Raw genomic sequence first — 20,535 nt, 5'->3', positions numbered from 1 at the left:
TGAGCCTGCAAGAATTGAAGCAGGCAGAACATGAACGCAGAAACAGTGCTGGTAACCGGTGCGTCCGGCTTTGTGGGGCAGGCGGTCGTTCCGTTTCTGAAGTCCGCAGGCTACAGGGTGATCGTTGCATCGCGCAATCCTGAGATGATCAAACATCTTGGGTTCACGGCACTTGCGATACCGCAGCCGGATGCGCCCACAGCGGAATTTGAATCATTGCTGTCAGGTGTGGATCATGTCGTCCATGCTGCAGCGATTGCGCACAGCCGTTTGCCCATTTCGGACGATCTCTATCATCAGGTCAATTGTGTGCTGACCGAGAAGCTTGCGGCAGCGGCAGATCGAATGATCACAGGTAAGTTCATTTTTATGTCGTCGATCCGCGCGCAGTGTGGGCCGGTGCATGACAGTGTCGCGCGGGAAACCGATGAGCCGCGCCCGACGGATGCCTATGGGCGCAGCAAGCTGGATGCGGAACGCGCAATTGCCAGCGTCATGAAAAACAGGCCCTACACGATTTTGCGCCCGGTTGTGGTGTATGGAGATGCGGTCAAAGGCAATTGGAAAACCCTGATCAAGGTTGCCCGGTTGCCGGTTCCGTTGCCACTGCGGTCTCTTTCGGGGAGACGCTCTCTGTTGTATCTGGATGCCCTGTGCCACGCGGTTCACCACTGCCTCACCGAGACAAGCACGGATAACCAGACGTTCATCGTAGCGGACAAAGCGCCTTTGACGATTGGCGATATCGTAACGGCGGTTCGGCAGGGTTTGGGGCGCGCGCCTGCTCTTTTTTCCGTTCCCGAGCGGATGGTTCAGCACGTCATGGGGGCTGTCGGACAAGCGTCGCGCTGGGCAACGCTGACCGGGGCAATGGTCGCAAGTTCGCAAGCGCTTCAGGAAACCGGTTGGCAAGCGGCCGACAGCATGGAACGGGTGCGCGAGCAGGCGCCCCGGCTGTAGTGGCGTTTACCCGACACGCACGAAGCCTTTGGAAGCCACCATCAAATTGCGGGTATAATCATCGGCAACCTGACCGGCCACCAGACCCGCCGACGATATGCGCTCTACGATGCGGCCATTCTGCATGACGGCCAGGCGCTCGCACATATGGGTCACCACGCCGAGATCGTGGCTCACCATAACGAAGGTGAGGTTGCGCTCCCGGCGCACCTGCTCTAAAAGGTTCAATACTTCGGCCTGAACGGACGCGTCAAGCGCGGAGGTCGGTTCGTCCAGCAACAGCAGCGTCGGTTCCAATATCAAGGCGCGGGCAATTGCAATGCGTTGCCGTTGTCCGCCGGACAGTTGATGAGGATAGCGAAACCGGAAGCTTGAGCCGAGGCCCACTTCATCCAGTGCACGAAGGATGCGTGGCTCACTGTCGCTGATGCCGTGAATAGCGAGCGGCTCCAGCAATTGACGGTCTACGGTCTGGCGCGGGTGCAGCGAGCCATAGGGATCCTGAAACACCATTTGCACCTGACGGTAGAATGCCTTGTCGCGCTGACTGCCCGAAAATTTTATGTCTTCGACCATTATGGTGCCGGAATGCACGGGTGCAAGCCCGGCAACAGCGCGCAGAAGCGTTGACTTGCCGGAACCGGATTCCCCGACGAGACCGAAGGACTCGCCCCGCTCGACCGAAAGGCTGACGTCATTCAGCGCAACGAATGCGTCATAAACAACACTCAGATTTTGGATGTTGAGGGCGATGGTCATAGTGCCCACTCCGGTTGGCGTTGCAGGACGGGCAACGGGTGCCGGTCCGTACCAAGGGTCGGCATGCAGTTCAGCAGGCCCTGCGTGTAGGGGTGCTTCGCGTTGGGGAGATCTATTGCGGCCAGTTCTTCCACGATCTTTCCGGCATACATGACGATGACGCGGTCGCAGAAAGACGAGACCAGTCGCAAATCGTGGGAAATGAAAATGAGCCCCATGCCGCGCTCGGCCACCAGCCGGTCAAGGATGCGCAGTACGTCCAGTTGCACGGTGACATCCAGCGCTGAGGTCGGTTCATCGGCAATCATCAGTTCCGGGTCGGCAATCAGCATCATCGCAATCATGGCGCGCTGACCCATGCCGCCGGATACCTCATACGGATAGAGAGCAAAGACGCGTTCCGGTTCGCGGATCTGCACGGCTTCCAGCATGGCCAGAGCACGCGCCCGCGCATCCGCTTTGCTTATCCGCTGGTGCGTGCGAAGCGTTTCAACGATCTGGCGGCCAATGGTCATCACCGGGTTCAACGAATATTTCGGGTCTTGCAGGATCATGGCCAGCCGGTTGCCACGCATCTGGCGGCGGCTGTGGGCAGAAGCTGTCAGCAGGTCTACGCCTGCAAAATTCAGCGTTTTAGCCGTTATTTTGGCGTGGGGCGGGGTCAGCCCCATGATAGCGCGTCCCGTCTGGGATTTTCCGGAGCCCGACTCGCCAACAATGCCCAGCCGCTCCTTGCCCAACGTGAAGGATACCCCGCGCACAGCCTCTATGGTGCCTGAGCGGGTTGGAAACGAAACGCGCAAATCTTCAACCGTCAGCAGATTGGTCATTGGCCGCTCTCCTTCGGATCCAGAGCATCCCGCAAGCCATCGCCCAACAGGTTGAAGCCAAGGCTAACGATCAAAATTGCAATGCCCGGCATCGTCGCCACCCACCACTGGTCCAGAATGAACCGGCGGCCGGAGGCAATCATCGCGCCCCATTCGGGCAGGGGCGGCTGCGCCCCCAGACCGAGGAAGCCAAGGCCGGCGGCTGTGAGAATAATACCCGCCATGTCCAGCGTAACACGCACAATCAGGGATGACAGACAGAGCGGCATAATGTGTCGCAACACGATGCGCCACGGCGATGCACCCATCAACCGGACAGCTGCAATATAATCAGAGTTGCGAACCGCCATAGTTTCCGCACGGGCAATCCGCGCATAGGGTGGCCACGAGGTAATCGCGATGGCAAGAACAGCGTTTTCTATTCCCGGACCGAGTGCCGCAACGAATGCCAGAGCAAGCACCAGCTTCGGAAACGCGAGAAAAATATCGGTAATGCGCATCAGGATAGCATCGACCCAACCGCCCGCATAACCCGCGATTGCGCCCACAGCCAGCCCGATGGGCGCAGCGATGATGGCCACCAGCGCAACCACGGCCAGCGTCAGACGGGACCCGTAGATCAGGCGGGACAGGATATCACGGCCCTGATCGTCCGTGCCCAGCAGGTACTCGGGCGAACCCGGAGGCAGCAGACGCGCACCACCAAGATTACCGACCACAGGCGAATGCGGTGCCAGCACATCGGCAAACAAGGCGATGAGGATCATTGCCAGGATGAGGACGAGGCCGACCACGGCCAGCCGGTTGGCTGCAAAGCGCTGCCACGTCATATAGGCGCGGCCAAGACGGGCCTGCATGCGCGATTGCGGACGGTCGGAAAGGAGCCACTCACGTCGGCTAAAGGCTGGTGTCATCGTGCGCGCGTCCTGGGGTCTAGGGTCCGGTAAAGCAGATCAGACACCATGTTGATGCCAATGAAGACCGAGCCGATAACGATGGTGCCGCCAAGCACTGCGTTCATATCGGCGTTTTGCAGGGAATTGGTGATGTAGAGGCCAAGCCCCGGCCACGAGAAGACGGTTTCCGTCAGCACCGAGCCTTCCAGCATCCCGGCATAAGACAGGGCAATTACCGTGATGAGCGGCACGGCGGCGTTGCGCAGCGCATGCCGCCAGATAATGCGGCTTTCGGAGAGACCCTTTGCGCGGGCCGCAACGATATATTCCTGGCTCAACTCATTCAGCATGAAGCTGCGCGTCATGCGGCTGATATAAGCAAGAGAAAAATAGCCAAGCAAGCCTGCCGGTAGAATGATGTGGCGAAACACATCGCGGAACACGTCCCACTGTCCCTGCCAAGCTGAATCCAGCAGGTAAAATCCTGTGACCGGTGTGAAGCTGTATTCATAGACGACATCGATGCGCCCGGGATAGGCAACCCATTGCAGCCGCGCGTAGAACAACAAAAGCGCCAGCAAGCCCAGCCAGAATATCGGCACGGAATAGCCGACCAATCCTACGACCCGTACCACCTGATCCACAAGACTGCCGCGTTTGACCGCTGCCAGCACGCCGAGTGGGACGCCAAGCAAGGTGCCGATTAATGTCCCGACCGTTGCCAGCTCCATCGTGGCCGGAAAGACCCTGCGTATATCAGTCAGAACCGGATTGCTCGTCAGCACCGATATGCCGAAATCTCCGGTCAACGCTGCCTTCATGTACAGGAAGAACTGCTGGTAGAGCGGAAGATTGAAGCCCAGCGTTTCACGGGCGCGTTCCACCACATGTGCGGGAGCGCGGTCGCCAACCACCGCCAGAACGGGATCGATGGGGATCACGCGGCCAATGAAAAACGTAACGGCCAGCAGACCGAAATAGGTCGTGGCCACAATCGCCAGAAAACGAAGAAGGGACAAGCCAAACACCGCGGAGCGCCCACGGCGTTTGGCAATAAGGGGTGAAGTCGGGGTCAACAGCAAAACCTTTGATCAGCAGCAAAGCGTATCGAACAGCCTAAGCGCGGGGGTGTCCCGCGCTCAGGCCCAGGATGCAGTGCGTTTAATCCTTGGCGACTTCAAACACATAGTTCGTGTCAAAGCTCGGTCCAAGCTTGTAGTCTTTCACATTCTTGCGGACGCCAGCGACAGCGATTTGCTGGAAAATGACGCCGAACGGCCCCTCTGCCAGAACGCTTTTCTGCAATTCACGGTACATTTCAGCGCGCTTGTCTGCATCGTTTTCGAGCAGCGCGGCCTGAGTTTTCGCGGTCAGCTCTGGAACATTCCAAGCATTGCGCCAAGCAAGTGTTTTGTTGGTACCGGTATCGGCATTGTCGGTGTTGCTGGTAAATGTTTCGGCATTCGAGTTCGGGTCAAAGTAATCCATCCCCCACTCTCCAATGTACATATCATGTGTACGAGCACGATACTTCGTCAGTGTCTGCTTACCGTCGCCGGGAATGATTTCCAGCTTCACATTAGCCTGCGCAAAGGTTTGCTGTAGCGATTCTGCAATGCCGGTGACCGGCTGCGTGTTGCGCACATCCATGGTCACTGAAAACCCGTCTGGAAGACCAGCCTTTGCCAACAGCTCCTTGGCCTTCGCGGGATCGAGCTTGTAGGGCATTTCATCCAATTGACCCAAAACACCCTTTGGTAGGAAGCTCTGGTGAACCTCGCCAATACCTTTGATAAGCGTCGAGCCGATGGCGTCATAATCAACCAAATACTTCAGCGCTTCACTGACGCCGGGCTTCGACAGATTTTCATTTTTCTGGTTCATACTAAAATAATAGAGTGTGCCCTTGGTCGCATTGGTTACGCCCAGATCGCCATTCTTCGAGACCGCATCCAGATCGCCGGGCTCTAGATTGCGTGCGACGTCAATGTCGCCTGCTTCAAGCGCCAGTCGCTGGCCCGCGCTTTCCTTCATATGCCGGTAGATCACGCGGCCAAGCTTTGCCACCTCACCAGGAAAATTGGGGTTGCGCTCCAGCACCACAAGCTCGTTTGCGCGCCATTCCCGCAGCGTGAAAGCGCCGGACCCGGCAGAATGCGTTTTCAGCCACTCATTGCCAAAATCCGTATCGTATTTGTAGTCATCAGTTGCGGTCATCGGCTTGGCGTTCTCAGTTACCAGCTTCTGGTCCACCACGGCTGCCACGGTCGCCGTCAAACAGTTCAGCACGAAGCTGGGGGCATAGGCTTTGTCGACAGTCAGCACAAAGGTTGTGTCATCTACTGACTTCGCCTTCTCAGCGACGGTATCGCCGGTGAGTCCAAATTGCGCGAGGATGAAGGCCGGGCTTTTATCCAGCTTGATGGCGCGCTCGAAGGTATAGGCAACGTCCTTGGCCGTGATCGGGTTACCGGAAGCGAATGTCATGCCGGGCTTCAGCTTGAAGGTATAGGTCAGGCGGTCGTCGGATACCGTCCAGCTTTCCGCCAGATCACCCTTCACCTTCGAGGTGTCCGCCAGATCCAGCCGTACGAGGAAATTATAGGTATTGCCGGTAATTTCAGCGGCGCTCAGCTCAAAAGCTTCGCCGGGGTCCATCGTGATGATGTCATCGATAGCCAGTGCCTGTACCAGCACGTCGTTGGGTGTGGCCGCAAAAACGGGCGCGGCGCTGAACGCCATAAGGGCAAGCGTTGCGCCCGCTGTCGCCGCACGCAGTGATGTGCCAAATTGAAGAAGTGTCATAGCTGTTCCCTCGTTCTTGATTTTTTGAACATCCGCACCAACCGTTGAAACGGCTGATATGGATGCTGTTTTTGCTCACTCGTGCCAGGCTTGGCCCAGCACCCGCAACCAGTTGTCACGGCAGATTTTCGCCAGTTCCTCGTCACCATAGCCAGCATCCCGCAGTGCAGCAACAAGGTTCTGCGTTCCAGCAGCATCCTTAATATCTACGGGTATTGTCGCGCCGTCATAGTCCGATCCGATTGCGACGCAATCGATCCCCATTCGCTCAACCATGTAATCTACGTGACGGACCATATCGGACAAAGGCGTATCGGCGGTCTCACGGCTATCGGCGCGCAACATGGTGGTGGCGAAGTTCAGGCCTGCCAAGCCGCGGCTGTCGCGTATGGCGTCCATCTGCCTGTCGGTCAGGTTTCGCGCTACGGGGGTCAGCGCATGTGCATTGGAATGGCTGGCGACCAGAGGCTGGTCGCTGATTTTTGCGACATCCCAAAAACCCTGTTCAGTGATATGCGATAGGTCGATGAGGATACCCCTCGCGTTACAGGCTTTGACCAGCCGGAAACCGGCTTCGGTCAAACCCGGCCCGGTATCGGGCGACTGGGGAAATGCGAAGGGAACACCATGTCCAAATATGGTATGGCGGCTCCAGACCGGCCCAAGCGACCGTAAACCGGCTGCGTAGAAGACATCCAGTGTCGAAAGGTCTGCATCAATGGCCTCGCATCCTTCCATATGAAGAACTGATGCAAATATGCCCTTTTCCATGGTGACGCGGATCTGAGCCGTTGAGGTGCACAATGTCCAGGCGTTTGCACGATCCAGTTGCACTGCGATGGAGGCCATTTCCAAGGCGATATCAAGAGCGCCTGCACGCTCCAGCGGGTCCGCCAGCGGCGTTGCGTAGTGACCTTTTTCGTCTGGCGCTTTCAGGGTCAAATCGCCCGATGGAATGTAGATTGCGCTCAGCCCGCCGCCGAGGCCACCCGCCCGTGCTCGAGGTGCATCGATATGCCCCGTTGTGATTCCGGTTGCAAATTCGGTGACCGGGTCCCGCCCGTTGCGCCTGGAGGACCATAACCGTAGCAGAACATCGTTATGACCATCAAAAACAACTTGCATTCTGTTGATTTCCTAGCACTTTCAACATGCCGCGTCAGACTCGGGGCAGCGCGGTGGCGGGCGATGATAGTGAACCCTAAGGGAAGGGTACGGGCAATTCAATTCCACTACACACTAATTTTTGATGGGAATTGCGCACTATTCTGCAACAACGTTGATTTGGGCGGAAATTACGGGAACTCGCTATCCGGTGACGCAGTTAATGTGCAAGTGGATCACAAAAAATTGGACACGAACGATAAGTGTCATGCAGGGACAGGATTGAAACAGGACGTCCACACAGCGCCTCGGACCGAGGCCGAGTATCTCAGCCTCATGCGCAGGCTGGAAATCGCTCTTGATGCTTCTCAAATCGGGGTATGGGAGCACGATTTAACCACTGGCCGGGTGATCTGGGATGAGCAAATGCATCGCATTTACCAAACCGGTCAGGCCAAAGGTGTCCCCAGTGACGATGTTATCTGGAGTCAAACTGTTCATTCGGAAGACCGCGAGGCCGCACACAGGGAATTTGAATCGGCCATCGCCAACAAGAGCCGATACGCATCGGAATTTCGGATTTTTTTGCCAGATGGTTCCATTCGCTATATCCGCTCCAAAGGCCACTACTACGAGGACCCGAACGGAGCCCGCGGCTTCATCGGAGTAGAGTGGGACGTGACCAGCGACGTGTTGCTGAACCAACAGCTGAACCTGCGCAAACGTGAAGCGGAAGCACGTGCTGTTGCGCTGGAAAAAAGCCGAGCACAGGTGGAGTACACCGCCCACCACGATTACTTGACCGACCTGCCCAATCGTCGTTTTTTTGTGGAGCGGTTCAACGCGGTCAGTCGCGATATGTCGATCCGCAGCGTTGCGGTCCTCCAGCTCGATCTCGATAATTTCAAAGACATAAACGATACGGCTGGCCACGGTGCCGGTGACGTGGTTCTTCAGCGCGTTGCGCTGATCCTTCAGGACGCGGTCGATGGCAAGGCTTTCATCGCACGCATGGGAGGTGATGAGTTCGTTTTGCTGATCACGGATTTTGGGCTAACAAGTGATTTGAAACGTCTTGCTGGAAAGATCAATGCGCGCCTGCAGGAACGTTTTTACTATGAGGGTCGTCCCTGCCGGATAGAGGCCAGTATTGGCGTCGCGTTCGCCAGGGGCCCGAACGAAGACCGACAAAAACTGCTCGCCGAAGCTGATGCAGCGCTGTACCGCGCCAAGAAACTGGGCCGAAATCGCGCAATCTTCTTTTCCCGGTCCGTTCAACGGAAACTCGATCAAGCCCACCAGTTCGAAAGTGAGTTTCGCGACGGGCTGCAAAACGGTGAATTCTTTCCCCATTACCAGTTGCAGGTTGACGCGGTGACGCTGGATATTGCGGGTGTGGAGGCCTTGGCGCGGTGGAACCATCCACGCCTTGGCCTGCTTGGCCCCGACAAATTTATGCGCGTAGCCCACCAGTTGGAACTGGTGGCTGTGCTGGACCAATTGATCCTCAAAACCGCCCTCAATGACTTGCGGCTATGGTTGTCGAAGGATCTGGATGTCCCACATCTTTCGGTCAATGTTTCAGCGTCGCGCCTGCGCAATGTTTCGTTGTTCCGTCAGTTGGAGGAAATGTCCATTCCGCCGGGGCGTGTGTCATTCGAACTGCTCGAAACGATCTTTCTGGACGAGTTCGAGGACATTATGGGCTCAAATCTGGAGCGCTTGAAAGCCCTTGGCATCGAGATTGAAATCGATGATTTCGGTTCCGGCCACGCCTCCATTGTCGGCCTTGTTCGATTGCGACCCAAGCGGTTGAAGATCGATCGTCAGTTGATCTGTCCCATTGATCACTCGGAGGAGCGCCGACAAATCGTGCGCTCAATCATCGATATTGCGAAAGCCCTTTCGATTGAGGTTATTGCGGAAGGTGTCGAAACGCCGGCCCATGCCAATATTCTGGCAAACCTTGGCTGTACCGCACTGCAGGGATATGGGGTTGCACATCCCATGTCGGGGTCCGAATTACCGGACTTCGTCAGGGAAGAAAGCTGGCGAAAGCGCCTTCGTCCCTGACGATACCGATGCTTATGCAGCAGCACGCTTCCTAGCCAACCGGGCCTTGATCGCGTCAACACTGGCGTTGGGCGTGGCGGCAAACAACGTTTTGGTATAGCTGTGCTGTGGATTGGCAAACACCGTTTCACGGCTGCCATACTCCACCACCTCGCCGAAATACATGACCATCACGTCATCAGCAAAGTATTTTACGACCGAAAGATCGTGGCTGATGAAGACATAAGTCAGGTTGAACTCGTCCTGCAAATCCTTCAAAAGGTTGAGAATTTGCGCCTGCACAGACAAGTCGAGCGCGGACACGGGTTCATCGAGAACCAGCAGCGAGGGATTGAGCATCAGTGCACGGGCGATAGCGATACGCTGACGTTGTCCACCGGAGAGCATATGCGGATAGCGGTTGTAGTGCTCTGGTCCAAGGCCCACCTTGACCAGCATCTGCATCGCACGGTCGCGCCGCTCGTTAGCCGAGAGTTTGGTGTTCAGTAGCAGAGGCTCACCCAGCACGTCGCCAATTTTCTGGCGCGGGTTCAGCGACCCATACGGGTTCTGAAAGATGATCTGCACCTTTTGGCGCATGTCACGGGTCAAGCCGTCCTTGGCAATATCCACCTTTTGTCCGTCGATCAAAAGCTCTCCGGACGTTGGCGCGTCGATCAGCGTCAGAATGCGGGCGAGCGTTGATTTACCACAACCGCTTTCACCAACAATGGCGAGTGTTTTGCCCTTCTCCAGCGTCAGGTCGATGCCCTTGAGGGCGCGGATGGTCTTGGCCTTGGAAAACAAACCGCCACCTGCATGATAATCCCGGGTGACATTGCGGGTTTCCAGCACGATCTCGCTCATTGCATTGCCTCCGCATTCTGTTTTGCCATAAAGTCCGCCACTGTCGGCAGACGATCGCCCACCGCATTTTCCGGCAGAGCGGACAGAAGAGCACGGGTGTAGTTGCTTGCGGGGTTTTCAAACAGAGTCAGCACGTCGGCTTCCTCCATCTTCTGCCCCTTATACTGCACGATAACGCGGTCCGCGGTTTCCGCCACGACGCCCATATCGTGCGTAATCATGATCAGGCCCATGCCGTGCTCGGCTTGCAATCGCATCAGCAAATCGAGGATCTGCTTTTGTATCGTCACGTCCAGCGCCGTCGTCGGCTCATCGGCGATCAACAGTTTCGGATTGCAGGAGATGGCGATGGCAATCATGACGCGCTGGCACTGTCCGCCGGACATCTGATGCGGATAGGCATTCAGGCGCGCTTTGGGATCAGGAATGCCAACCAGCGTGAGCAATTCCACCGCGCGGGTTTCCCGCTCACTCGCAGAAAGGCTGGTGTGCTGGCGCAGAGTCTCCATCAACTGGAAACCCACCGAAAAGCAGGGATTGAGGCTGGCAATCGGTTCCTGAAAGATCATCGCAATATCACGCCCGATGATTTCTCGCCGTTGGGAGGGTGTCTGCGTCAGCAGATTGATACCCTCAAATTCCATCACATCGGCAGTTACGGTCGCAGTGTTGGGCAGAAGGCCCATTACGGCCAGCATGGCGACGGATTTGCCCGAGCCACTCTCACCAACAATGGCCAGAACCTCACGTTTTTCAATGGCCAGATCTATGCCCTTCACAGCCATGAATGGACCTGTGGACGTGTCGAACGAAACCGTTAGGTTTTTTATGGTCAGAAGCGCCATGGTTTAGCTCCGCTTCAGCTTTGGATCGAGCGCATCGCGCATTCCATCGCCAATCAGATTGATCGCAAGCACGGTGATGAGGATAGCAAGACCAGGGAACGTCACCACCCACGGTGCGCGGGTAATAAACTCGCGTGCCGTTGCCAGCATCGTGCCCCATTCAGGTGTCGGCGGCTGCGCACCCATGCCAAGAAAGCCGAGTGCTGCGGCCTCCAGAATGGCATTGGAGAAAGACAGCGTCGCCTGCACAATCAGTGGTCCAAGGCAGTTCGGCAGGATTGTTACCAGCATCAGCCGGATATGGCTTGCGCCTGCCAGCTTCGCAGAGGTGACATATTCACGCGATTTTTCCGCCATGACAGCGGCGCGAACCAGCCGCGCAAAGTGAGGCTGCAGGACAAGGGCAATCGCCAGCATGGCGTTGAACAAGCCCGGTCCGAGGATCGCAACCAGCACCAGCGCCAACAGCAGCGACGGGAATGCCAGAATGATATCCATGATACGCATGATCAGCGCATCGACCCAGCCGCGGAAGTAACCTGCGAGTACGCCAAGAATAACACCGCTGACCAGCGCGATGATCACAACGAAAAAGCCGATAAACAGCGAGTAGCGCGCGCCGTGAATGAGGCGTGACAGGATATCGCGGCCAACTGCATCGGTGCCCAACAGGAACGCGGCACGGCCACCGTCCTGCCAAACCGGCGGTACAAGCAATGCATCGCGATACTGCATATCAAACGGGTGAGGCGCGATGAGCGGCGCGAAAATCGCCGTCAACACCAGCGCTGCGAAGACGAAGAGACCGATGACGGCACCCTTGTTCATGGCAAAGTAATGCCAGAACTCGGCCAGTGCAGCGCGGCGTAAACCCGTTACCTTCTGGGGGATGGGTGGGGTCTCGGAGGAGGTCATGACAGGATCTGACATATTACTGCACCCTGATGCGCGGATTGATCACCGCGTAAAGCAAATCGACCAGCAGATTGACCGCCATGACGATAAGCGCGATGAGCAGGAGGCCAGATTGCACAACCACGTAGTCGCGCTTGGCAATGGAATCGATCATCCATTTGCCAATTCCGGGCCATGAGAAAATGGTCTCGGTCAAAATTGCACCGGCCATCAACATACCAACCTGCAGGCCGATGGTGGTAACGACCGGGATCAAGGCATTGCGCAGCGCGTGAACGTTGACGACGCGCGACGGCGACAGGCCCTTGGCGCGCGCGGTGCGCACATAGTCCTCACCCAAGACTTCCAGCATGGCAGAGCGCGTCTGGCGGGCGATGACCGCTAGGGGGATCGTGCCCAGAACGATTGCTGGTAGGATCAGGTGACGAATGGCAGAAACAAAAGCCTTCCAGTTGCCGTATAACAGGCTGTCAATGGTCATGAAGCCGGTGATTGGGCGGAAGAAAAAGTTGAGGGCAATACGACCCGACACAGGGAGCCAGCCCAACGTGCCGGAGAAGAAAATGATGAGGAGAAGGCCCCACCAGAATATCGGCATGGAGTACCCGGTGAGCGCAACGCCCATGGTCAACTGGTCAAACCAGGAGCCACGTTTGACGGCTGCAAAGATGCCAGCGGGTATGCCGATGATGATGGCAAGCAACATCGCAATCAAAGCCAGTTCGACGGTTGCCGGAAACAGCGTCAGAAAGTCAGTAAGCACTGGGCGCTTGGTTGATAACGACGTGCCAAAATCGCCCTGCAGGATATCCAGAACATAATTGATGTACTGCTGCCAGATGGGCACATTATAACCAAATTGTTCTTTCAGCATCTCGTAGCGTTCAGGGGTCACACCATGCTCACCCGCCATGGCGAGGATTGGGTCACCTGGCAGCAGTCGCACGAAAGCAAAAGCGGCAATGCTGATGCCAATGACTGTCGGAATAATCAGCGCCAGTCTGTTTAGAATGTAACGAAGCATTGGGTCATCCGTTAGGGCAGAATCTGGCGAAATAGCACCTGGTTCGCGCGTGGAAACTGCGGAAATACAACAATGAAGCGTTCCGATGGTGTAATCGGGTACGATCGAGCGCAGTTTCTGCGCCTTGGCACAGCATGACTGCTTTATATAACTCATACACAAGCAACACACGCCTGTCGATTGTGTCATAAGAGCGCTGTGTGTCCGTTCGGACGCGCTGAGGTCGCTCTAATCTCTCAATCTTCGCACAGGCTTACGAAAAATCGATCCCGATCTTAGGCTGATCCTGCAAACTCATGCGACATAATGAAAAGGCCGGGCGTAACGAAGAGCTGCGCCCGGCCTTTTATAACCTTGTCTGCTTACTCGGTAACATCCACGTCATCAAAACGATGAATGCCGACGGGGTCGACCTTGAAGTTCTGAACACGCTTGTTCATTGGCATAAAGACCTTTGAATGCGCAAGGTTCAGGGCAGGGGCTTCATCATGGAAAATGACCTGTGCCTGCTCATAGAGTTTCGTCCGTTCAGCCTGATCCGGCGTAACCTTGGCCTTCTGGATCAGATCTTCGAAGTCCTTGTTGCACCAGCTGGAATAGTTGGAAACGCCAATGGCCGAGCAGGAGAACAAGGTGGCAAAGAAGTTGTCTGGATCACCATTGTCACCGGTCCAGCCAATCTGGAACGGACCCTTACGATCCTTCTGCTTGCCGCGTTCACGATACTCGGTCCACTCGTAGGATACGATCTTCGCGTTCACACCAACGGCTTTCCAGTCCGCCTGAATCATTTCCGCAATGCGCTGGGCATTGGGATTATACGGACGGGAGACGGGCATTGCCCAAAGTTCCGTGTTCAGTTCCGTAACGCCAGCATCTGTCAGCAGCTTCTTTGCAGCTTCCGGATCGTATACGTCCGCCTTTACATCCTTGTTATAGGACCACATCGTTGGCGGGATTAGGTTCGTTGCCGTCTGGCCAGCACCTTCGTACACGGCCTTCACGATCGCGTCCTTGTTGATGGCCATGTTGAGGGCTCTGCGAACCTCAACATTGTCAAAAGGCTTTTCGGTTACGTTGTAGGACATGTAACCGATGTTCAGGCCTTCCTGCTCCGCAACAACCAGATTTGAGTCTGCCTTCAAGGATTCCAGATCGGCGGGGGCCGGGTAGGACATGATATCGCACTCGCCGGCTTTCAGCTTCTGCGCGCGAACGCTGGCATCCGTCGTAATCGCGAAAATCAGATCATCGATGTTGCGCTTGCCCTTCCAATAGTCAGGGAAGGCCTGATAGCGGATTGTGGAATCCAGCTGGTAATCAACGAACTGGAAGGGGCCGGTCCCGATAGGCTTGGTGGACAGCTCTTCCTTCTTGCCATCGGCTGCCAGCTTATCGGCATATTCCTTGGACATGATGGTTGCAAAATCCATCGCCAGGTTGGCGAGCATCGGCGCGTTCGGCTCATTCAGCACGAACTTAACCGTGAGGTCGTCAACCTTCACGATTTCTTTCAGGTACTTCGGCATATCCATGCCCTGGAAGTAGTCCCAGGTCAGGTTCGGCAGGTAGCTGAAATAGGGATTGTCCTGTTTCCACTGACGTTCGAAGGAGAAAATCACGTCATCAGCATTGAGTTCGCGTGTGGGCGTGAAGTAGTCGGTCGTCTGGAACTTGACACCCTTGCGGAGGTAGAATGTTAGTTCTTTTGCATCGGCCGAAATATCCCAGCGCTCGGCCAGACCCGGCACGACCTTGGTGCTGCCGTGCTCGAACTCGACCAGACGGTCGTAAATGGTGCGCGAAGACGCATCGAAATCATTACCGCCTGTGGTCGGACCCGGATCGAAATGAGCCGGCGACGCGTCAGAGCAGTAAACCAGCGTTTTGGCGTGAGCACCGCCGGCCATAACGGCGATAAGCGCGGTTGCTGCTGCCAAGGACTTCATCAAGTGCATTCTGCCACTCCCGTATTATGATCGCGGGGTATTTTTCCCCGCCATTGCGGCCACAAAAGCGTGTTTTGCATCAACACGCAATGGGGGGGGGTTTCCAATTGGGCAATTTTCAACGAAATTCCAAATTATTCCCCTAAAGTAGCATGGCATACTACAAAAGGATTATTCGTTGGTCGTTTCAAGCTTACGGGTCACTGCCAACGCAATTAACGTGCAGACTGATCCCGACAGCAAATAATAACCCGAGAACGCAAGACCATAACGACTTGCCAATCCCAAGGCGACGAGCGGAGCGAACGCAGCGCCGACCAGCCATGCTATGTCCGTGGTGAAAGAGGCGCCTGTGTAGCGAAGCTCTCGGCTGAACCTTGCCGCGATAGCGCCCCCAGCCTGTCCAAACGACAAGCCCAGCAGCCCGAAGCCGATAAACACGAACAGGAAGAGGCCGGTTTCATTTCCGCCAAGCAGGCTAGTGATGAACAGGCTGAAAATACCGATCAGCACAGCCGTAATTGCCAACAAGGTGCGACGGCCAATTTTGTCGGCAATCAAACCCGACAGGAACATTGCTCCACCAGCGATGGCCGCACCAATCAACTGCAGAGCCAGAAACCGCGTCGTGTCGTAACCGGTATAGAGAGCCGTCCAACCCAGAGCGAACACAGTAACGATGTGAAACAGTGCGAAACTCGCAAGCGGAATGAATGCACCGATGATCACCTCACGCGCATTGACGCGGAACAACCGTGATAAGGGCTGTGGCTGCAGTTCATGGCGCTCCAGCAGTCGCGTAAAGTCCGGGGTTATGGTCAGCCGAAGGCGGGCGAACAGCGCTACGACATTCAGGGCCAAGGCGACAAAGAAGGGGAAGCGCCATCCCCATTCCAGAAAGTCCTCACGCGAGAGCGACGTCAGCAGAAACAGGAAAAGTCCGCTGGCAAGACAGAAGCCTATGGTAAAGCCGATCTGTGGAAACACTGCAAACCAGCCCCTGCGGTTATCCGGTGCGTTCAAAGCAAGGAGAGATACGAGACCATCCCACGCGCCGCCAAGACCGAGGCCTTGTCCAAACCGGAAAACGGCGAGCAATGCGGTCGACAGGACACCGATCTGGGCATAGGTCGGCAGGAAACTGACAGCAATGGTAGACCCGCCCAGCATCAGCAGCGCGGCAGTCAGTTTGACACCGCGCCCGAAACTGCGTCCGATTTCGTTGAAAAGCAGCGAGCCCAGCGGACGTGCCAGAAACGCAACGGAAAAAACGGCGAAGGAGTAGAGCATCCCAGTGACCGGGTCTGGTGCGTTGAAAAACAGCGTGGGGAAAACGAGGACAGAGGCGATGGCATACACGAAAAAGTCAAAGAACTCGACCGTGCGTGCAATGACAATGGCAACAGCAATCTTGCCGGGCGACGCGTCGCCCATATCGTATGAACTGCCGGCATCAGGCATAACGCCTTTTGCAAAGTCGGTTTGTGTATGAACTGTGGCCATGCTCTTCCCCCTGTAACCAGTCTCGCGGCCTCTTCCGGGCACGATTGTGGGGAAGAAGCCCGCTATATGACTATTAAGTCATGAGCGGGGGATTAGTTCAATAGCCCGCCGGCGTTATGATGATGGTCCGCGCCGTTTGCGTTCGGAACGCCAGACATAGATGATAAACGCGGTGCCCATAATCGCCAAGGCAAACCACGTTATAGCGTAGACCAGATGATTGTTGGTAAAGACGATTCGCGTCATGCCGCCAATCGGAAGGCCACCGGGGTTTGGCGCGTCATCGGCGTCGACAAAATACGGTGCTACGTTACCGATGCCGCGTGCCTCGGCAAGCTCAACGGGGTTTCGCATATACCAACGGTCGTCACCGGGATTGTTCTTGCGCAGAAACAGGCCGCCTGTTTCCGGCAAGCGCAAAAGGCCGGTGATGGTTTGCTCACCCGTCACGTTGCCTTCCGGCCGTATGGCCGGGTCGCGACTATCGGTGGGCACGAAACCGCGATTTATAAAAACAACCGTTCCATCATCACGTTGCAACGGCGTCATCACCCAGAAACCTGCGCCTCGTTCAGTCAATGCGTAGACCTGTGCTTCCTTGTCGTGCAGGAATGTGCCGGTTAAGCGTACGTGCCGATATTCGGAATCGGCGGCATTGATCGCGTTCCACTCGTTGGGCGGTGGTGCGGCCACAGCAGGGGCAGCGACTCGCGCGTCCACCCTTTCGATCAAATCGAGCTTCCAGGACAGGCGCTGGACCTGCCAGATACCAAGGCAGGTTACCACTGCAACCACGAACCCAATGCAAAACGTGAAGGTGACAAGCCCGCGTCGCGTCGTTGGCTTGTCACCATCCAAATCAGAACCCGTTGGCTCGTTCATAAAACAATGTCTTTGCGTCGGTTTGAACACCAATGCACGTTGCCGTGCAACGGCTTTGCCATCATGGAACGTTACGCATCATCTCAGGAGACATCGGCATCATGTTCGTATTCAGGTGATACATGACCCACAGCGAACCAATCAGCGAAATGGCAATGATGACGACCGTAAAGATCAGCGCCATCATGGTCCATCCACCTTCCGATTTTGTGTTCATGTGCAGGAAGTAGATCATGTGCACGACGATCTGCACCACACCCAGAATCATGATCGCAAACACAGTTGCCTGCTTGCTGGTGAGCACGTCTCCCAGCACCAGCCAGAACGGGATGACTGTGAGGATAACCGACAGTACAAACCCGATCACGTAGCTTTTCATGGTGCCGTGACCGGCATGACCATGGCCATCGTCATGCCGCTGATGTTTCTGGTCGTACGGTCCTTCATGGACGTTGCTGTGTGCTTCGGAACTCATCCGATAACTCCCATAAGGTAGACGACCGAAAATACACCGATCCAGATAACGTCGAGGAAGTGCCAGAACATGCTCAGACACATCAGGCGGCGCTTGTTCGCACCGATCAGGCCCCGCATCTTGAGCTGAGCCATCAACACGGCCATCCAGATCAGGCCGAATGCAACGTGCAATCCGTGAGTGCCCACCAGTGCGAAGAAGGCTGACAGGAAGCCGCTGCGCTGCGGCGTCGCACCTTCGTGGAACAGGTGATAGAACTCGTAGAATTCCAAACAAAGGAATGCAGCGCCAAACAGGAATGTGGCCGCAAGCCAGACCATGGTTCCCTTGAGATTGTTCTTTTCCATCGCCAGCATGGAAAAGCCATAGGTGATGGACGAGAACAACAGCATGAAGGTCGAAACGAGGATCAGCCGAAGATCGAAAAGGTCGGCTGGCGAGGGGCCAGCCGCATAATTGCGCCCGATAACAGCATAGGTGGCAAACAGGATCGCAAAGATGAGGCAATCGCTCATCAGGTAAATCCAGAAGCCGAGTGCCGTACCGCCATCATGGCCATCATCATGGCCATCACTGGCGTGAGCGTGCTCGTCCTCTTCTATGTAGAAGCGGACAGCTTCACTCGTATTGGCGCTTGGTGCAGTCGAGTTTGACATTTTATGCTACCTGCTTTGCCAGAAGGGCGGTGCGCTTGTCTTCCGTACGCACAACCTCTTCCTCAGGAATGTAAAAGTCCTGGTCGTAGTTGAAGGTGTGCGCAATCGATACGATCAGAATTGCAGCGGCACCAAGCGCGGCCATCCACCACATGTACCAGATCAGGCCGAAGCACATCACCACACTCAGGGCGGAAAGAATGACGCCGGTGCCGGTATTCTTTGGCATGTGGATGGGACGGAAGCCCTTCACCGGCCGTTCATAGGCGCGCTTCTTCATGTCGTTCCAGCTATCCAGCTCATGGATGTTGGGAGAGAACGCGAAGTTGTAGGCAGGCGGTGGCGACGACGTCGACCACTCCAATGTACGCCCGTCCCAAGGATCGCCCGTTGTATCGCGCAACTGATCGCGACGCAGGATCGACACGGCCACCTGAATGATGAACGACAGGATGCCGAGGAAGATCAGGAACGCACCGAAGGCAGCCGTGATGAAGTAGATCTGCATCGACGTGTCTTCAAACTGGCTCAGACGGCGGGTAACACCCATCAACCCCAAGAAGTAAAGCGGGATAAAGGCGAAGTGGAAACCGACGATCCAGAACCAGAAGGACATCTTGCCCCAGAAGGGATCAAGCTTGAAGCCGAACGCCTTCGGGAACCAGTAGGTCATGCCTGCAAACATACCGAACACGACGCCGCCAATGATAACATGGTGGAAGTGCGCGATGAGGAACAGACTGTTGTGCAGCACGAAGTCTGCCGGAGGAACGGCCAGCAGAACGCCGGTCATGCCGCCAAAGATGAAGGTGACCATAAAGCCCATGGTCCACAACATCGGCACATCGAACTTGATGCGGCCCTTGTACATCGTAAACAGCCAGTTGAATATCTTGGCCCCTGTCGGGATCGAAATAATCATCGTGGTGATACCGAAGAACGAGTTGACGCTGGCGCCAGAGCCCATGGTGAAGAAGTGGTGCAACCACACGAGATAGGACAGGATGGTGATAACGACCGTGGCGTAAACCATGGAGTTATAGCCAAACAAGCGCTTGCGGCAGAATGTTGCTACGATTTCCGAGAAGATACCGAAAGCCGGGAGGATCAGAATGTACACCTCCGGGTGACCCCAGATCCATATGAGGTTGATATACATCATCGGGTTGCCACCAAGATCATTGGTGAAGAAGTGCGTGCCAACGTACCGGTCGAGCGACAGCAGCGTCAGCGTTGCCGTCAGGATTGGGAAGGCCGCAACGATCAGAATGTTGGTGCAGAGCGAGGTCCAGCAGAAAATCGGCATCTTCATCATCGTCATGCCGGGAGCGCGCATTTTGACGATGGTCACAATCAGGTTGATACCCGATAGCAACGTTCCGACGCCCGCCACTTGCAGTGACCATATGTAATAATCGACACCCACGCCCGGGCTGTAATCGCCGCCCGACAATGGTGGGTACGCCAGCCAGCCGGTGCGTGCAAATTCACCGATGAACAACGACATGTTCATGAGGATCACGCCAGCTGCGGTCATCCAGAAGCTGAAATTGTTCAGGAACGGGAAAGATACGTCACGCGCACCGATCTGGAGCGGCACGACGAAGTTCATCATACCCGTCACAAGCGGCATGGCGACGAAAAAGATCATGATCACGCCGTGCGCCGTGAAAATCTGATCGTAGTGATGGGCGTTCAGAAACCCTTCGCTCCCCCCGGACGAAATCGCCTGTTGAAGGCGCATCATGATCGCATCGGCAAAGCCGCGCATCAACATCACCAAAGCGAGGATGATGTACATAATGCCGACCTTCTTGTGATCGACACTGGTGAACCACTCACGCCACAGGTAGCCCCAGAGCTTGAAATAGGTGAGGGCACCGACAAGCGTCAGGCCGCCGAGCGCAACCACGATACCGGTTACGACAACAATGGGTTCGTGGAGCGGGATGGCCCCAAGGGTGAGCCGTCCGAAGATGAACTTCAAAAGGTCCGGATCTGAAAACATAACTG

18 protein-coding genes are annotated in these 20,535 nt (G+C 56.0%); 2 read left to right on the top strand and 16 right to left on the bottom strand.

Translation table 11 applies throughout. From position 1 onward, the window contains the following. The first annotated feature begins 30 nt into the window (after positions 1–30). The gene (locus IFT84_RS06315) at positions 31–960 is read left to right on the top strand and encodes an NAD-dependent epimerase/dehydratase family protein (protein ID WP_192117821.1); all 930 of its coding nucleotides are present in this window, start codon (positions 31–33) and stop codon (positions 958–960) included. 6 nt (positions 961–966) lie between these two features. Here IFT84_RS06315 and IFT84_RS06310 read toward each other — a convergent pair whose 3' ends face one another. The 6 genes from IFT84_RS06310 to IFT84_RS06285 all read right to left on the bottom strand — a co-directional run bounded on the left by IFT84_RS06310 (position 967) and on the right by IFT84_RS06285 (position 7,375). Continuing rightward, on the bottom strand, positions 967–1,719 hold the full coding sequence (locus tag IFT84_RS06310) for an ABC transporter ATP-binding protein (RefSeq protein ID WP_192117820.1): 753 nt from the start codon (positions 1,717–1,719) through the stop codon (positions 967–969). Beyond that, positions 1,716–2,549, bottom strand: a complete 834-nt coding sequence (locus tag IFT84_RS06305; protein ID WP_192117819.1) for an ABC transporter ATP-binding protein — start codon at positions 2,547–2,549, stop codon at positions 1,716–1,718. Before IFT84_RS06305 ends, IFT84_RS06310 begins: the two co-directional genes overlap by 4 nt. Further along, a complete protein-coding gene (gene nikC / locus IFT84_RS06300) occupies positions 2,546–3,463 on the bottom strand; it encodes a nickel transporter permease (protein WP_192117818.1) in 918 nt (305 codons plus the stop codon). The genes IFT84_RS06305 and nikC overlap by 4 nt, the downstream gene beginning before the upstream one ends. After that, complete coding sequence (locus IFT84_RS06295) at positions 3,460–4,500, bottom strand: ABC transporter permease (RefSeq protein ID WP_342212847.1); 1,041 nt, start codon at positions 4,498–4,500, stop codon at positions 3,460–3,462. Before IFT84_RS06295 ends, nikC begins: the two co-directional genes overlap by 4 nt. Positions 4,501–4,606: 106 nt before the next feature. Then, a complete protein-coding gene (locus IFT84_RS06290; protein ID WP_192117816.1) occupies positions 4,607–6,250 on the bottom strand; it encodes an ABC transporter substrate-binding protein in 1,644 nt (547 codons plus the stop codon). Positions 6,251–6,325: 75 nt separating this feature from the next. Beyond that, on the bottom strand, positions 6,326–7,375 hold the full coding sequence (locus IFT84_RS06285) for a dipeptidase (protein ID WP_192117815.1): 1,050 nt from the start codon (positions 7,373–7,375) through the stop codon (positions 6,326–6,328). A gap of 261 nt (positions 7,376–7,636) precedes the next feature. Between IFT84_RS06285 and IFT84_RS06280 the strand changes: the two genes are divergently transcribed. After that, complete coding sequence (locus tag IFT84_RS06280; protein WP_244651117.1) at positions 7,637–9,427, top strand: putative bifunctional diguanylate cyclase/phosphodiesterase; 1,791 nt, start codon at positions 7,637–7,639, stop codon at positions 9,425–9,427. A 12-nt stretch (positions 9,428–9,439) separates the two neighbouring features. Here IFT84_RS06280 and IFT84_RS06275 read toward each other — a convergent pair whose 3' ends face one another. The 10 genes from IFT84_RS06275 to cyoB form a co-directional block, all read right to left on the bottom strand. Next, on the bottom strand, positions 9,440–10,273 hold the full coding sequence (locus tag IFT84_RS06275) for a dipeptide ABC transporter ATP-binding protein (RefSeq protein ID WP_192117814.1): 834 nt from the start codon (positions 10,271–10,273) through the stop codon (positions 9,440–9,442). Then, positions 10,270–11,118: an ABC transporter ATP-binding protein gene (locus IFT84_RS06270; protein WP_192117813.1), complete on the bottom strand. Its 849-nt coding sequence runs from the start codon at positions 11,116–11,118 to the stop codon at positions 10,270–10,272. Before IFT84_RS06270 ends, IFT84_RS06275 begins: the two co-directional genes overlap by 4 nt. 3 nt (positions 11,119–11,121) lie before the next feature. Then, a complete protein-coding gene (locus tag IFT84_RS06265) occupies positions 11,122–12,033 on the bottom strand; it encodes an ABC transporter permease subunit (protein ID WP_192118307.1) in 912 nt (303 codons plus the stop codon). Positions 12,034–12,049: 16 nt separating this feature from the next. Next, the gene (locus IFT84_RS06260; protein ID WP_192117812.1) at positions 12,050–13,057 is read right to left on the bottom strand and encodes an ABC transporter permease subunit; all 1,008 of its coding nucleotides are present in this window, start codon (positions 13,055–13,057) and stop codon (positions 12,050–12,052) included. A 362-nt stretch (positions 13,058–13,419) separates the two neighbouring features. Then, positions 13,420–15,015, bottom strand: coding sequence for an ABC transporter substrate-binding protein (locus IFT84_RS06255; RefSeq protein ID WP_192117811.1), 1,596 nt, complete (start codon positions 15,013–15,015; stop codon positions 13,420–13,422). 162 nt (positions 15,016–15,177) lie between these two features. Then, positions 15,178–16,509, bottom strand: coding sequence for an MFS transporter (locus tag IFT84_RS06250; RefSeq protein WP_192117810.1), 1,332 nt, complete (start codon positions 16,507–16,509; stop codon positions 15,178–15,180). Between the two features lie 114 nt (positions 16,510–16,623). Beyond that, the gene (locus IFT84_RS06245; RefSeq protein WP_192117809.1) at positions 16,624–17,391 is read right to left on the bottom strand and encodes an SURF1 family protein; all 768 of its coding nucleotides are present in this window, start codon (positions 17,389–17,391) and stop codon (positions 16,624–16,626) included. Between the two features lie 61 nt (positions 17,392–17,452). Next, positions 17,453–17,866 carry a cytochrome o ubiquinol oxidase subunit IV gene (gene cyoD, locus IFT84_RS06240; protein ID WP_192117808.1) on the bottom strand — a complete coding sequence of 138 codons (414 nt, stop codon included), beginning with the start codon at positions 17,864–17,866 and terminating at the stop codon, positions 17,453–17,455. After that, a complete protein-coding gene (cyoC, locus tag IFT84_RS06235) occupies positions 17,863–18,522 on the bottom strand; it encodes a cytochrome o ubiquinol oxidase subunit III (RefSeq protein ID WP_192117807.1) in 660 nt (219 codons plus the stop codon). Before cyoC ends, cyoD begins: the two co-directional genes overlap by 4 nt. Before the next feature lies 1 nt (position 18,523). Then, positions 18,524–20,530: a cytochrome o ubiquinol oxidase subunit I gene (gene cyoB, locus IFT84_RS06230; RefSeq protein ID WP_192117806.1), complete on the bottom strand. Its 2,007-nt coding sequence runs from the start codon at positions 20,528–20,530 to the stop codon at positions 18,524–18,526. Positions 20,531–20,535 lie beyond the last annotated feature (5 nt).

It is taken from the genome of Rhizobium sp. CFBP 8762, from assembly GCF_014841565.1.
Taxonomy (GTDB): Bacteria; Pseudomonadota; Alphaproteobacteria; order Rhizobiales; family Rhizobiaceae; genus CFBP-8762.
The sequence above is the reverse complement of the archived record's forward strand: the minus strand, read 5'-3'. Positions and strand labels throughout refer to the sequence as shown.